This window comes from Anoxybacillus ayderensis, assembly GCF_013761015.1.
Taxonomy (GTDB): Bacteria; Bacillota; Bacilli; order Bacillales; family Anoxybacillaceae; genus Anoxybacillus; species Anoxybacillus ayderensis.
In genome coordinates, this window is the sequence record NZ_JACDUV010000001.1 from 337,924 (window position 1) to 351,204 (window position 13,281).

14 protein-coding genes and 1 tRNA gene are annotated in these 13,281 nt (G+C 42.8%); 14 read left to right on the top strand and 1 reads right to left on the bottom strand.

All coding sequences use genetic code 11. The features are described from left to right. Positions 1-45: 45 nt before the first annotated feature. The 6 genes from trxB (at position 46) to HNR63_RS01705 (ending at position 4,808) form a co-directional block, all read left to right on the top strand. Positions 46-993, top strand: coding sequence for a thioredoxin-disulfide reductase (gene trxB / locus HNR63_RS01680; RefSeq protein ID WP_181519605.1), 948 nt, complete (start codon positions 46-48; stop codon positions 991-993). Positions 994-1,226: 233 nt separating this feature from the next. After that, positions 1,227-1,685: an NUDIX hydrolase gene (locus HNR63_RS01685; protein ID WP_021093699.1), complete on the top strand. Its 459-nt coding sequence runs from the start codon at positions 1,227-1,229 to the stop codon at positions 1,683-1,685. Positions 1,686-1,702: 17 nt separating this feature from the next. Continuing rightward, positions 1,703-2,593, top strand: coding sequence for an RNase adapter RapZ (gene rapZ / locus HNR63_RS01690; RefSeq protein ID WP_021093698.1), 891 nt, complete (start codon positions 1,703-1,705; stop codon positions 2,591-2,593). After that, positions 2,590-3,555 carry a gluconeogenesis factor YvcK family protein gene (locus HNR63_RS01695; RefSeq protein WP_021093697.1) on the top strand — a complete coding sequence of 322 codons (966 nt, stop codon included), beginning with the start codon at positions 2,590-2,592 and terminating at the stop codon, positions 3,553-3,555. Before rapZ ends, HNR63_RS01695 begins: the two co-directional genes overlap by 4 nt. Before the next feature lie 12 nt (positions 3,556-3,567). Then, on the top strand, positions 3,568-4,530 hold the full coding sequence (gene whiA, locus HNR63_RS01700) for a DNA-binding protein WhiA (protein ID WP_021093696.1): 963 nt from the start codon (positions 3,568-3,570) through the stop codon (positions 4,528-4,530). A 20-nt stretch (positions 4,531-4,550) separates the two neighbouring features. Beyond that, positions 4,551-4,808 (top strand): HPr family phosphocarrier protein, encoded by a 258-nt coding sequence (locus HNR63_RS01705; protein WP_035062829.1) that lies wholly within the window; start codon positions 4,551-4,553, stop codon positions 4,806-4,808. Positions 4,809-4,835: 27 nt separating this feature from the next. Here HNR63_RS01705 and clpP read toward each other — a convergent pair whose 3' ends face one another. After that, on the bottom strand, positions 4,836-5,471 hold the full coding sequence (clpP, locus tag HNR63_RS01710; RefSeq protein ID WP_075039260.1) for an ATP-dependent Clp endopeptidase proteolytic subunit ClpP: 636 nt from the start codon (positions 5,469-5,471) through the stop codon (positions 4,836-4,838). Positions 5,472-5,639: 168 nt separating this feature from the next. Here clpP and HNR63_RS01715 point away from each other — a divergent pair. The 8 genes from HNR63_RS01715 (at position 5,640) to gpmI (ending at position 13,278) form a co-directional block, all read left to right on the top strand. Then, positions 5,640-5,711: transfer RNA gene (locus HNR63_RS01715), tRNA-Arg, on the top strand. Between the two features lie 224 nt (positions 5,712-5,935). Next, positions 5,936-7,216, top strand: coding sequence for an RNA polymerase factor sigma-54 (gene rpoN, locus HNR63_RS01720; RefSeq protein WP_181519664.1), 1,281 nt, complete (start codon positions 5,936-5,938; stop codon positions 7,214-7,216). A 12-nt stretch (positions 7,217-7,228) separates the two neighbouring features. Next, positions 7,229-7,462 (top strand): glutaredoxin family protein, encoded by a 234-nt coding sequence (locus tag HNR63_RS01725; RefSeq protein ID WP_043967833.1) that lies wholly within the window; start codon positions 7,229-7,231, stop codon positions 7,460-7,462. A gap of 135 nt (positions 7,463-7,597) precedes the next feature. Further along, positions 7,598-8,629: a sugar-binding transcriptional regulator gene (locus HNR63_RS01730; protein WP_021093691.1), complete on the top strand. Its 1,032-nt coding sequence runs from the start codon at positions 7,598-7,600 to the stop codon at positions 8,627-8,629. A 35-nt stretch (positions 8,630-8,664) separates the two neighbouring features. Further along, positions 8,665-9,672 carry a type I glyceraldehyde-3-phosphate dehydrogenase gene (gene gap, locus HNR63_RS01735; RefSeq protein WP_009362289.1) on the top strand — a complete coding sequence of 336 codons (1,008 nt, stop codon included), beginning with the start codon at positions 8,665-8,667 and terminating at the stop codon, positions 9,670-9,672. 116 nt (positions 9,673-9,788) lie between these two features. Beyond that, a complete protein-coding gene (locus HNR63_RS01740; RefSeq protein WP_085787812.1) occupies positions 9,789-10,973 on the top strand; it encodes a phosphoglycerate kinase in 1,185 nt (394 codons plus the stop codon). Positions 10,974-10,990: 17 nt separating this feature from the next. Continuing rightward, positions 10,991-11,746 carry a triose-phosphate isomerase gene (gene tpiA / locus HNR63_RS01745; protein WP_021093689.1) on the top strand — a complete coding sequence of 252 codons (756 nt, stop codon included), beginning with the start codon at positions 10,991-10,993 and terminating at the stop codon, positions 11,744-11,746. Then, positions 11,743-13,278 carry a 2,3-bisphosphoglycerate-independent phosphoglycerate mutase gene (gpmI, locus tag HNR63_RS01750; protein WP_075039258.1) on the top strand — a complete coding sequence of 512 codons (1,536 nt, stop codon included), beginning with the start codon at positions 11,743-11,745 and terminating at the stop codon, positions 13,276-13,278. Before tpiA ends, gpmI begins: the two co-directional genes overlap by 4 nt. Positions 13,279-13,281: the final 3 nt, after the last annotated feature.

Below are 13,281 nucleotides of genomic sequence, written 5' to 3' on the forward strand. Positions count from 1 at the left end.
AACAATAAAATGAACAGTCATGTATGCAGAAAGGGTGGAAGAAACGTGTCACAAGAAAAAATTTATGATGTCATTATTATTGGCGCAGGTCCTGCGGGAATGACGGCGGCGGTATACACTTCGCGGGCGAACTTATCGACGCTTATGCTTGAGCGTGGAGTTCCTGGCGGTCAAATGGCAAATACAGAAGAAGTAGAAAACTATCCGGGATATGACCATATTCTTGGACCCGAATTGGCGACAAAAATGTTTGAACATGCGAAAAAATTTGGTGCTGAATATGCATACGGCGATGTGAAAGAAGTGATTGATGGCGAACAATATAAAACGGTTGTAACAAGCAACCAACAATATAAAGCGCGTGCGATTATTATTGCAACAGGGGCAGAGTATAAAAAGCTTGGCGTTCCTGGTGAAAAAGAATTAGGGGGGCGCGGCGTTTCATATTGTGCGGTATGTGACGGAGCGTTCTTTAAAGGGAAAGAGCTTGTCGTCGTTGGCGGTGGAGACTCAGCAGTGGAAGAAGGCGTATATTTAACACGTTTTGCGAGCAAAGTGACGATCGTTCATCGCCGCGACCAGTTGCGTGCACAAAAAATTTTACAGCAACGGGCGTTTGCAAATGAAAAAATTGATTTCATTTGGAACCATACAGTAAAGCAAATTAACGAAAAAGATGGTCGTGTCGGCAGCGTGACGCTCGTTCATACGCAAACAGGGGAAGAGCGTGAGTTTCCATGCGACGGTGTGTTTATTTACATCGGTATGGTGCCATTAACAAAGCCGTTTGTTTCACTCGGCATTACGAACGAGAATGGCTACATTGAAACGAACGAACTGATGGAAACAAAAGTGGCTGGCATTTTTGCGGCGGGAGATGTTCGTGAGAAGTCGCTTCGTCAAATTGTTACGGCAACAGGAGACGGAAGTATTGCGGCACAAAGTGCACAACATTACGTGGAAGAACTAAAGGAAAAGCTTAACATTAAGTAATAAAAACGTAATGTTGCTTTAATTGAACTGTAACACGCTTGAAACAATAAAAGAGTATGATAAAAGTAAGTAATTGACCCCCTTTTTATATACACTTGTTGGCACGGGCTTTCGTCCCGTGCTTTCTTTTTTATGTGATGAAAACGTTTCAAAATTTATACTTTGTGACCGTTTGTAAGAAATAGTATAATGAAAAAAACATATTCATTATTGAGTATTGAGGTGAACGGACGTTGCAACGAGTAACGAACTGCGTATTAGTAAAAGACGGACACGTTCTTTTGTTGAAAAAGCCTCGGCGTGGCTGGTGGGTGGCGCCGGGTGGAAAAATGGAGCAAGGGGAATCGGTACGAGAAGCTTGTGTGCGTGAATATCGCGAGGAAACAGGCATTTATATTAAAAACCCTCAATTAAAAGGGGTATTTACATTTGTCATGAAACGAGGAGAAGAAGTCGTTTCAGAGTGGATGATGTTCACGTTTTTTGCGGAACATTTTGAAGGTGAAAACGTATTACAATGTGAAGAAGGAGAACTTGCTTGGCATCCCATTGAGCACATTCCAACGCTTCCGATGGCGCCGGGCGATTACCATATTATTGATTATGTCATTAAAGGAACAGGAATGATGTATGGTACGTTTACGTATACAGAGGAATTTGAGTTGTTGTCTTACCGACTTGATCCGAGTTAAAGAAAGGGGAGAGGAAGATGAGCACAGGCTCAGCACATGTTCAAATGGTTATTATTACAGGGATGTCGGGGGCAGGAAAAACGGTAGCTATCCAAAGTTTTGAAGACTTAGGTTATTTTTGTGTCGATAATTTACCGCCGACATTGTTGCCGAAGTTTCTTGAATTAATTCGAGAATCAGGAAATAAAATGAATAAAATTGCACTCGTCATGGATTTGCGGAGCCGTGACTTTTTTGACCGTCTTTTTGCGGCGTTGGATGATTTAGCGGAAACATCATGGGTAACCCCACAAATTTTATTTTTAGATGCAAGCGATGCGACGCTCGTCAGCCGCTATAAAGAAACGCGCCGTTCTCATCCGCTTGCGCCAAGCGGGTTGCCGCTTGAAGGGATTAAGTTGGAGCGCGAGTTGCTTGAAGAATTAAAAGGGCGCGCACAAATGATTATTGATACGTCCAGCTTAAAACCGCGAGAGCTGCGTGAAAAAATTGTTCAAACATTTGCAACACCAGCAACGACAACTTTTTCTGTCAATGTCGTTTCATTTGGTTTCAAATACGGTCTACCGATTGATGCCGATCTCGTTTTTGATGTCCGCTTCTTACCAAATCCGCACTACATTGAACATATGCGTCCGAAAACAGGATTAGATGAAGAAGTGTCATCTTACGTATTAAAGTGGACGGAAACGCAAAAATTTATTGAAAAAGTCACAGATTTGTTGGCGTTTATGCTTCCGCACTATAAACGAGAAGGAAAAAGCCAAGTGGTGATTGCCATCGGATGTACAGGTGGACAGCATCGTTCTGTTACGTTAGCGGAGTATATCGCGCGCCATTTTGCAGACGAATATACAACGCACGTGTCACATCGAGATATTGCAAAAAGAAAGGATACGCACCGATGAAAAAAATTGTTGTCATTGGTGGGGGAACAGGTCTCCCTGTGTTGCTTCGCGGTTTAAAGCAATATAATGTCGATTTAACAGCGATCGTGACCGTTGCAGATGACGGCGGAAGCTCGGGAAGATTGCGCGACGAACTCGATATGCCCCCGCCTGGAGATATTCGAAATGTGCTTGCTGCGCTTTCTGATGTGGAGCCACTCATCGTCGAACTGTTTCAACATCGTTTTGAAAACGGAAATGGGTTATCAGGTCATTCGCTCGGTAATTTAATTTTAGCGGCGATGACGTCTATTACGGGCGATTTTGTGCATGCAGTTCGTGAAATGGGGAAAGTGTTAAATGTGCGCGGAAAAGTGTTGCCAGCAGCGAATGAAAGCGTTGTGTTGCATGCGGAAATGGAAGATGGGACGATTGTATCAGGGGAGTCGAAAATTCCGTATTCCGGAAAAAAAATAAAACGTGTATTTTTAACTCCCGCAAATATTGAACCGCTCGAAGAAACGATTATGGAATTGCGGTCGGCTGACTTAATTGTCATCGGTCCCGGGAGTTTGTATACAAGCATTTTACCGAACTTACTCGTTCCTAAAATTGGCGAAGAGGTATGTCAATCAAAAGCGAAAAAAGTATATATATGCAACGTCATGACCCAAGCAGGAGAAACGTTAAACTATACGGCGAGCGATCATGTGAAAGCGCTGTATGATCATATGGCGTGTGCATTTTTAGATGCAATCATTGTAAACGATGCGCCGATTTTGCCAGAAACAAAAGAACGGTATGCAAAAGAATGGGCTGCACCAGTCGTTTGTGATACGGAAAAGTTAGAGGCGCTCGGTTTACAAGTCATTTGTGATGCGATCATCGATGAGCGAGATGGAACGGTGCGTCACGATACAAAAAAAGTAGCGGCGTTGCTCGTTTCGCTCCTTGCACCTCCTTCGCACGGCACATATTCATAGGAGGTGAGATTGTTGTCGTTTGCATCGGAAACAAAAAAAGAATTGACGAATATCGAAGTAAAAACGTGTTGTTTAAAAGCGGAATTGTCCGCCTTAATTCGAATGAACGGTTCGATTTCGTTTTCCAATCGCCGTTTATTGTTAAATATTCAAACGGAAAATGCCGCAATTGCAAGGCGGATTTATACGTTATTAAAAAAAGGGTACGACGTAGCGGTCGAACTACTTGTTCGTAAAAAGATGCGCCTGAAGAAAAACAACGTGTATATTGTACGCGTGGTAGAAGGGACGCATGAGTTATTGTCAGATTTAAAAATTATGGAAGAAGGATTTTCTTTTGTCCGTTCCATTTCACCAGAGCTTGTGCAAAAAAAATGTTGCAAGCGCTCGTATTTGCGTGGTGCCTTTTTAGCAGGGGGATCTGTCAACAATCCGGAAACATCGTCTTATCATTTAGAAATTTTTTCATTGTATCGTGAGCATAACGAATCGCTTTGTGAACTGATGAACACGGCTTTTCATTTACATGCCCGCACATTAGAAAGAAAAAAAGGATTTATTACGTATTTAAAAGAAGCAGAGAAAATTGCCGAGTTTTTAAGCGTTATCGGAGCACATCAAGCGTTATTACGATTTGAGGATGTGCGCATCGTCCGCGACATGCGCAATTCTGTCAATCGTCTTGTCAATTGCGAAACGGCGAACTTAAACAAAACGATTGGCGCAGCGTTACGCCAAGTTGAAAACATTCGTTATATTGACGAAACGATTGGACTTGATCAACTGCCAGAAAAACTTCGTGAAATTGCAAAATTGCGCATGGAATATCAAGATGTAACATTAAAAGAACTTGGGGAAATGGTTACGGGAGGAAAAATTAGTAAATCTGGTATTAACCATCGTCTGCGCAAATTAGATGAAATTGCGGAACGGCTTCGCGCCGGTCAGCCAATTGATTTTCATAAATCTTTATAAAATTATAGGAGGAATACATGATGGTAGAAAAACAAGTGGAAGTACGCCTAAAAACAGGATTACAAGCGCGCCCAGCCGCGTTGTTTGTTCAAGAAGCGAACCGCTTTTCAGCTGACGTTTATATCGAAAAAGACGGAAAAAAAGTAAATGCGAAAAGTATTATGGGTGTTATGAGTTTAGCGATTCATACAGGGGCGGTCATTACGATTTATGCGGATGGATCCGATGAACAAGAAGCGTTAAACAAGCTTGTGCACTATGTTGAACAAGAAGCATAATAAAAAAAGGCGGGCATGCCGCCTTTTTTATTTTTCGTCAACGCGTGTTAATACGCGGTCAATTAAACCGTACTCTTTTGCTTTTTCTGCTGTCATAAAGTTGTCGCGGTCTGTGTCGCGCTCAATGACTTCGATCGGTTGTCCTGTATTTTCAGACAAAATGCGGTTTAATTTATCACGTAAGAATAAAATGCGTTTTGCCGCAATTTCGATTTCTGTCGCTTGACCTTGTGCGCCACCAAGCGGCTGGTGAATCATAATTTCACTATTTGGCAATGCGAAACGTTTTCCTTTGGCACCTGCTGCAAGTAAAAACGCACCCATGGAAGCCGCCATACCGATACAAATGGTCGATACGTCTGGCTTAATAAATTGCATCGTATCGTAAATCGCCATGCCCGCTGTAATCGATCCACCAGGGCTGTTAATGTAAAGAGAAATGTCTTTCTCAGGATCTTCAGCTGCTAAAAATAAAAGCTGAGAAACGATCGAGTTGGCAACATGATCGTCAATTGGGCTTCCTAAAATAATGATGCGGTCTTTTAATAAACGGGAGTAAATGTCATAGGCGCGCTCCCCGCGGCTCGTTTGTTCAATAACTGTAGGAATTAAGTTCATACTCTTCCTCCTCCGATCATTCGTTTTTTTATGTACTTTTATCATACAAAAAAGGTCAATAAAGGTCAAATGAAATCCCTTTTACTTATATGTATTCGTGTTTTTTGTTCATCATCCCTTCTTTCATCGTTTCCGCTTTCCGAAATTTTAAACGTCATGGCTATTGCATTTTTTTTTCTTCTTCACTATAATGGTAAGTGCATTTATCGTTATGCCCTCGTAGTGTAGTGGATAGCACGAGAGATTCCGGTTCTCTTAGCGTGGGTTCGAATCCTGCCGAGGGCGTTATGAAACCCTGCTTGCGTGGCAAGCAGGGTTTTTTGACATAAAAACAAAGTCCGGTGAGCCACACCGGACGAATGGATAAATTTTGCGAGGCTTGCTCGCTTGTTCTATAAGAATGATAACATGCCTTCGATGCATATGTATAGTGAAAAAAACATCCAATATGTTTTTATCGTCTCTTTCTGATCGAGATGATAAAATGAGGATGAAGGGAGATGGCATGGATGGAGATGCAATTAACGCAAAGGCAAGAGCTAAAATTTGCGTTGACAAAAGAGCTTGTCCAAGCGATTGAATTGTTGCAATATTCGACGGTAGAATTGCAATCGCTTTTACACGAACAAGCGCTTGAAAATCCATTTATTGAGCTGCGAGAGCGAAAACGGACGACTCATAGGCGGCGTGAACAAACAGATCGGATGAATTATATTGAAAATGTAAGCGCTTTTAATTGCTCACTTGCTTCCCACTTGCATGCCCAACTTGTTGGGATGCGGCTATCTCGTGAACATAAAAAAGCGCTCGATTATTTCATTGCTTCGCTTGATGAGTGGGGTTATTTGCATACGACGATTGCGGAGGCGGCTTGCCATCTTCAATTGGAAGAAACGGTTGTGTCTAATGCTCTGCATATGTTACGTTCACTCGATCCAGCGGGAGTAGGAGCGGAAAATTTGTCACATTGTTTATATTTACAACTCATCCGTCTTCCAGAAAGGGATGAGTTGGCGGAAACAATTGTCACGGACTATTTTGAACCGTTTGTCAATAAAAAGTGGAAAGAAATAAAAGCGAAACTAGGTGTGGAATTAAGAGATTTACAACGAGTGTGGGAACTCATTCGCACGCTTCATCCACGTCCGGGAAGTTTATATAATGATGAGCAAATGACGTACATTGTACCGGATGTCATCGTGTCATATGATAACGGAACATGGACGGTGACGATGAATGAGGAAATCGTTCCAACCGTTGTATGGAATGAAGCTTATGAACGGAAAATACAGACGGACGATCCGTATGTTCGAAAATATATCGAAGAAAAAAGGCAGCAGTTTCATTGGATTCAGCGGTGTTTAACTCAACGAGCCACGACGATGGAGAAAATTACGCTCGAGTTAATCGATAAACAACGCGATTATTTTGAAAAAGGTTCGCTCCATATGAAACCGCTCACGATGCGTGATGTTGCTGCTTCATTACACATGCATGAATCGACAGTTAGTCGCGCAGTAAAAAATAAATATATGCAAACGCCTCATGGGTTAATTGAAATGCGCCGCTTTTTTACAAGTGGTGTCGATGAACATGCATCACAAGAAAAAGTAAAAAGTTTAATTGCTGAACTGATTAGACAAGAAAATAGTCAAAAACCTCTTTCTGATCAAAATATTGCTGATTTACTTGAACAACGTTACAATATTTGTGTTGCGCGGCGCACGGTTGCAAAATATCGCGAACAGCTTCACATTCCGCCAGCTTCGAAACGAAAGCAATATGCATAGAGGGGACAAAACATGAAAGTGATCGTATATTCGAAAGAAAATTGCTGTCTTTGTGATGAGGCGAAAGCGATTCTTCGTGAGTTACAAGTGGAATGGGAAGAAGTTGATATTTACAAAGATGAGCAATTGCTTGAACAGTATCATCTTATCATTCCAGTCATTGAAGTCGATGGAGAAATGGTGGCATATGGCCGTATTCACAAAGATGTCATAAGAAAGCGGTTGCAACAAAAACGAAGCAGTTGAATAACGTTTCACTTCCTGCTACAATAAAGATGTGGCAGGGGTGAATTTTTTTACACAAAGTGGGACACAATACGTCATAGTGGGACTTAAAATGTCCAAATAGAGAAAAAAGTGAGTAAAAAGGAAGAAAAGAGCATGCGACAATGGATTGATGTTCAACGAAAATTGTTGCCTGATCTTCTCGCGATTATGCAAAAACGGTATGAAATTTTGCAGCACATTCGGTTAATGCAACCGATCGGACGGCGAACGTTGTCGCTCAACTTAGGCATTAGCGAGCGCGTCTTGCGGTCGGAAGTGCAGTTTTTAAAAGAGCAACATTTACTCGATATTACAGCTGCAGGCATGAGCATTACAGCTGAAGGAAATGATGTGCTCATGCAACTAGAAGATATGATGCGAGAAGTATTAGGACTGAAAGAATTAGAAAGAAAAATAAAAAAGAAGCTTCCTGTCGAAGACGTCATTGTCGTTGCTGGTGATAGCGACCAGTCTCCTTGGGTAAAAAGAGAGATGGGAAGAGCTTGTGTCTCACGAATAAAACATTCGCTAAAAGGGAATGACATTGTTGCGGTGACGGGTGGAACAACCCTTGCTGCTGTTGCTGAAATGATGACACCTGACGCTAAATACCGCGATGTGCTGTTCGTTCCTGCGCGCGGTGGACTTGGGGAAGATGTAACAAACCAAGCAAACACAATTTGTGCGCGCATGGCTGAAAAAGCAATGGGACATTATCGTTTGTTACATGTCCCTGACCAGCTAAGTGCTGAAACGTACCAATCGATTATTGAAGAACCTGCGATTCGAGAAGTGCTTGAATTAATTAAATCATCAACGATCGTCATTCACGGAATTGGCGATGCAAAAACGATGGCAGAACGAAGAAAAACGCCACTAGAGGAAATGAAAAAAATTGAACAAAACGAAGCGGTGGCGGAAGCGTTTGGGTATTACTTTAATCAGCACGGAGACGTCGTGCATAAAGTAAATACAGTTGGCATTCAGCTCGAAGATGTACGCCACGTCCCTTGCGTCATTGCGGTTGCAGGAGGAGCTTCGAAAGCAAAAGCAATTCAAGCGTATATAAAGCAGGCAAATCAGTGCATCTTAATTACAGATGAAGGTGCAGCAAAACAGTTAGTACGGGATGATTCATCCCTCTAAAATATATCCCTACAATTCCAAAGGAGGAACAAACGATGGCAGTAAAAATTGGTATTAACGGTTTTGGTCGTATCGGCCGTAACGTATTTCGCGCAGCATTAAAAAATCCTGAAATTGAAGTAGTAGCAGTAAACGACTTAACAGATGCAAAAACGTTAGCACATCTTTTAAAATATGACTCTGTTCACGGCACATTAGATGCAGAAGTGTCTGTAAACGGCAATAACATCGTTGTAAACGGAAAAGAAATTATCGTAAAAGCAGAACGCGACCCAGCAAACTTAGGATGGGGCGATCTTGGTGTTGACATCGTTGTTGAATCAACAGGACGCTTCACAAAACGCGAAGACGCAGCGAAACATTTAGAAGCAGGCGCGAAAAAAGTAATCATTTCTGCCCCTGCGACAAATGAAGACATTACAATCGTGATGGGCGTAAACCAAGACAAATATGACCCAGCAAACCATCATGTGATTTCAAACGCATCTTGTACAACAAACTGCTTAGCGCCATTTGCAAAAGTATTGCATGAAAAATTCGGTATTATCCGCGGTATGATGACAACTGTTCACGCATATACAAACGACCAACAAATTCTTGACTTACCACATAAAGATTTACGTCGTGCGCGTGCAGCAGCGGAATCTATCATTCCAACATCAACAGGTGCAGCAAAAGCGGTAGCACTTGTATTGCCTGAATTAAAAGGAAAATTGAACGGTATGGCGATGCGCGTACCAACGCCAAACGTATCTGTTGTTGACCTTGTTGCTGAACTTGAAAAAGAAGTAACGGTAGAAGAAGTGAACGCAGCATTGAAAGCAGCGGCAGAAGGCGAGTTGAAAGGTATTCTTGCTTACAGCGAAGAGCCACTTGTTTCTCGTGACTACAACGGCTCAACAGCTTCTTCAACAATCGATGCGCTTTCAACAATGGTGATGGAAGGTCGCATGGTGAAAGTTCTTTCTTGGTACGACAACGAAACTGGATACTCTCATCGCGTTGTTGATCTTGCTGCATACATTGCGTCAAAAGGCTTATAATTTTTTGGATTGTTTGCCCAAAACGGTTTATAATAAATAGTTGGAAATACCGAGAAGGGGAGCGGGGATCATCCCCACTCCCCTTCTATGTATCACACGAATAAGGAGGCCTTTCCATGAACAAAAAAACAGTTCGTGACATTGATGTGAAAGGGAAACGTGTCTTTTGCCGCGTCGATTTTAACGTGCCAATGCAAAACGGTGTTGTAACTGACGATACGCGCATTCGCGCCGCGCTTCCAACGATTCAATATTTAATGGAACAAGGAGCAAAAGTCATTTTGGCGAGCCATCTTGGCCGTCCGAAAGGAAAAGTTGTTGAAGAAATGCGCCTCACTGCTGTGGCGGAACGTTTAAGCGAACTGCTCGGCAAGCGCGTCGTAAAAACAGATGAAGCGTATGGCGATGCGGTGAAAGCTGCGATTGCACAAATGAATGAAGGCGATGTATTGTTGCTTGAAAACGTTCGTTTCTATCCTGGTGAAGAGAAAAACGATCCAGAGTTGGCGAAAGCATTTGCAGAACTTGCTGACGTATATGTCAACGATGCGTTTGGGGCAGCTCACCGCGCACATGCTTCAACAGAAGGTATTGCGCATCATCTACCTGCTGTTGCTGGCTTCTTAATGGAGAAAGAGATTGAAGTATTAGGAAAGGCATTGTCAAATCCAGATCGTCCGTTCACAGCAATTATCGGTGGTGCAAAAGTAAAAGATAAAATTGGTGTGATCGAAAACTTATTAGACAAAGTTGACAATTTAATTATTGGTGGCGGATTAGCGTACACGTTTGTAAAAGCGCTCGGCCACGAAATCGGAAAATCATTATTAGAAGAAGATAAAATCGAGTTAGCGAAATCTTTCATGGAGAAAGCGAAAGAAAAAGGCGTGAACTTCTACATGCCTGTTGATGCAGTCGTTGCGGACGATTTTTCAAACGATGCAAACAAAAAAGTAGTGAACATCGACGAAATTCCAAGCGACTGGGAAGGGCTTGATATCGGTCCGAAAACGCGTGAATTGTACCGCGATGTCATTTTAAAATCAAAACTTGTCATTTGGAACGGCCCAATGGGCGTATTCGAAATGGATGCGTTTGCGGAAGGGACAAAAGCAGTTGCTCAAGCGCTTGCTGATGCAGAAGGTACATATACGGTCATCGGCGGCGGCGATTCAGCAGCGGCAGTTGAGAAATTTGGACTTGCAGACAAAATGGATCACATTTCAACAGGTGGCGGTGCGTCGCTTGAGTTTATGGAAGGAAAACAACTTCCAGGTGTCGTCGCGTTAAACGATAAGTAAGAAAGGGGTTAAAAGCGATGCGGAAGCCGATTATTGCAGGAAACTGGAAAATGCATAAAACGCTACAAGAAGCGCTTCAATTTGTTGAAGAAGTGAAACATGCTGTTCCTTCAAACGAGCAAGTTGATACGGTTGTTTGTGCTCCAGCGCTCTTTTTAGCGCATTTAGTGGAAGCTACAAAAGGAACAAATGTAAAAATTGGTGCGCAAAATATGCATTTCGAAGATCAAGGCGCATTTACAGGGGAGATTAGCCCTGTTGCATTGAAAGATATCGGTGTACAGTATGTCATCATCGGTCACTCAGAGCGCCGTGAAATGTTTGCGGAAACAGATGAAACAGTAAACAAAAAAGTGCTTGCGGCATTTAAACATGGACTTGTGCCGATCGTTTGTTGCGGAGAGACGTTAGAAGAGCGTGAAAACAACCGGACAAACGAAGTGGTCGGCGCACAAGTTGAAAAAGCGCTTGCTGGTTTAACAGAAGAGCAAGTGAAACAAGTCGTTATCGCTTATGAACCAATTTGGGCGATTGGAACGGGGAAATCGTCTACAGCGGAAGATGCAAACAACGTATGCGGCTATATTCGTCAAGTGATTGCCCATACATTTTCACAACAAGCTGCTGATGCGGTGCGCATTCAATACGGTGGTAGCGTGAAACCGGAAAATATCGGTGCATTTTTATCGGAAGAGCACATTGACGGCGCACTCGTTGGCGGTGCAAGCTTACAACCACAATCGTTTTTACAACTCGTGGAGGCAGGAAAATGAGCAAAAAACCAGTAGCATTAATTATTTTAGACGGATTTGCTCTTCGTGAAGAAACGTTTGGCAACGCGGTCGCACAAGCAAAAAAACCAAACTTTGATCGATATTGGAATGAATATCCACATGCGACGCTAACGGCGTGCGGTGAAGCCGTCGGTTTGCCTGAAGGACAAATGGGGAACTCTGAAGTAGGTCATTTAAACATCGGTGCTGGTCGCATTGTTTATCAAAGTTTAACGCGCGTCAATGTCGCGATCCGCGAAGGAGAATTTGATCGCAACGAAACGTTTTTAGCAGCGATGGACCATGTGAAAAAACATGGAACAAAACTGCACATTTTCGGACTTCTTTCAGACGGCGGCGTGCATAGCCATATTAATCATTTGTTTGCCCTCTTGAAGCTTGCGGCAAAAGAAGGCGTCAAACATGTGTATATTCATGGCTTTTTAGATGGACGTGACGTCGGTCCACAAACGGCAAAAACGTATATTCAACAGTTAAATGAACAAATCGCACAAATTGGCGTTGGCGAAATTGCTACGTTATCTGGCCGTTATTACTCTATGGACCGCGATAAACGTTGGGAGCGTGTAGAAAAAGCGTATCGCGCGATGGTATATGGCGAAGGTCCATCATACCGTGATCCGCTTGCGTGCATCGATGATTCTTACGCAAATGGCATTTATGACGAATTCGTCTTGCCGTCTGTTATCGTTCGCGAAGACGGGTCACCAGTGGCGACGATTCAAGATAACGACGCGGTCATTTTCTACAACTTCCGTCCTGACCGTGCAATTCAAATTTCAAATACGTTCACGAACGATGATTTTCGTTCATTTGATCGCGGACCGAAACATCCGAAAAACTTGTTTTTCGTATGCTTAACACACTTTAGTGAAACAGTAAAAGGGTACGTGGCATTTAAGCCAACGAACCTCGATAATACGCTCGGTGAAGTGTTATCACAAAACGGATTAAAGCAATTGCGCATTGCAGAGACGGAGAAATATCCACATGTTACTTTCTTTATGAGCGGCGGTCGGGAAGAGAAGTTCCCTGGTGAGGAGCGCATTTTAATTGACTCGCCAAAAGTGGCAACATACGACTTAAAGCCAGAGATGAGCGCATACGAAGTGACAGAAGCGCTATTAAAAGAAATTGAAGCAGACAAATTTGATGCGATCATTTTAAACTACGCAAATCCTGATATGGTTGGCCACTCTGGAATGTTAGAACCGACTATTCGAGCAGTCGAAGCCGTCGACGAATGTTTAGGAAAAGTCGTCGATGCGATTATCGAAAAAGGTGGCATTGCAATCATTACGGCAGACCATGGCAATGCAGATGAAGTATTAAATCCAGATGGCAGCCCGAATACAGCGCACACGACAAATCCGGTGCCGGTTATCGTCACGAAAAAAGGCATTACGCTTCGCCAAGACGGTATTTTAGGCGACTTAGCGCCAACGATGCTCGATTTACTCGGTTTACAACAACCAAAAGAAATGACAGGAAAAACGTTAATTCAAAAATAAATT

Bases quoted from the DNA above. Each gene is read 5' to 3' on its own strand.
- HNR63_RS01730 (WP_021093691.1), top strand. From the start codon at position 7,598: ATGCGACAATGGATTGATGTTCAACGAAAATTGTTGCCTGATCTTCTC.
- gap (WP_009362289.1), top strand. From the start codon at position 8,665: ATGGCAGTAAAAATTGGTATTAACGGTTTTGGTCGTATCGGCCGTAAC.
- HNR63_RS01705 (WP_035062829.1), top strand. From the start codon at position 4,551: ATGGTAGAAAAACAAGTGGAAGTACGCCTAAAAACAGGATTACAAGCG.
- HNR63_RS01695 (WP_021093697.1), top strand. From the start codon at position 2,590: ATGAAAAAAATTGTTGTCATTGGTGGGGGAACAGGTCTCCCTGTGTTG.
- rapZ (WP_021093698.1), top strand. From the start codon at position 1,703: ATGAGCACAGGCTCAGCACATGTTCAAATGGTTATTATTACAGGGATG.
- HNR63_RS01725 (WP_043967833.1), top strand. From the start codon at position 7,229: ATGAAAGTGATCGTATATTCGAAAGAAAATTGCTGTCTTTGTGATGAG.
- HNR63_RS01740 (WP_085787812.1), top strand. From the start codon at position 9,789: ATGAACAAAAAAACAGTTCGTGACATTGATGTGAAAGGGAAACGTGTC.
- clpP (WP_075039260.1), bottom strand. From the start codon at position 5,471: ATGATAAAAGTACATAAAAAAACGAATGATCGGAGGAGGAAGAGTATG.
- gpmI (WP_075039258.1), top strand. From the start codon at position 11,743: ATGAGCAAAAAACCAGTAGCATTAATTATTTTAGACGGATTTGCTCTT.
- tpiA (WP_021093689.1), top strand. From the start codon at position 10,991: ATGCGGAAGCCGATTATTGCAGGAAACTGGAAAATGCATAAAACGCTA.
- rpoN (WP_181519664.1), top strand. From the start codon at position 5,936: ATGGAGATGCAATTAACGCAAAGGCAAGAGCTAAAATTTGCGTTGACA.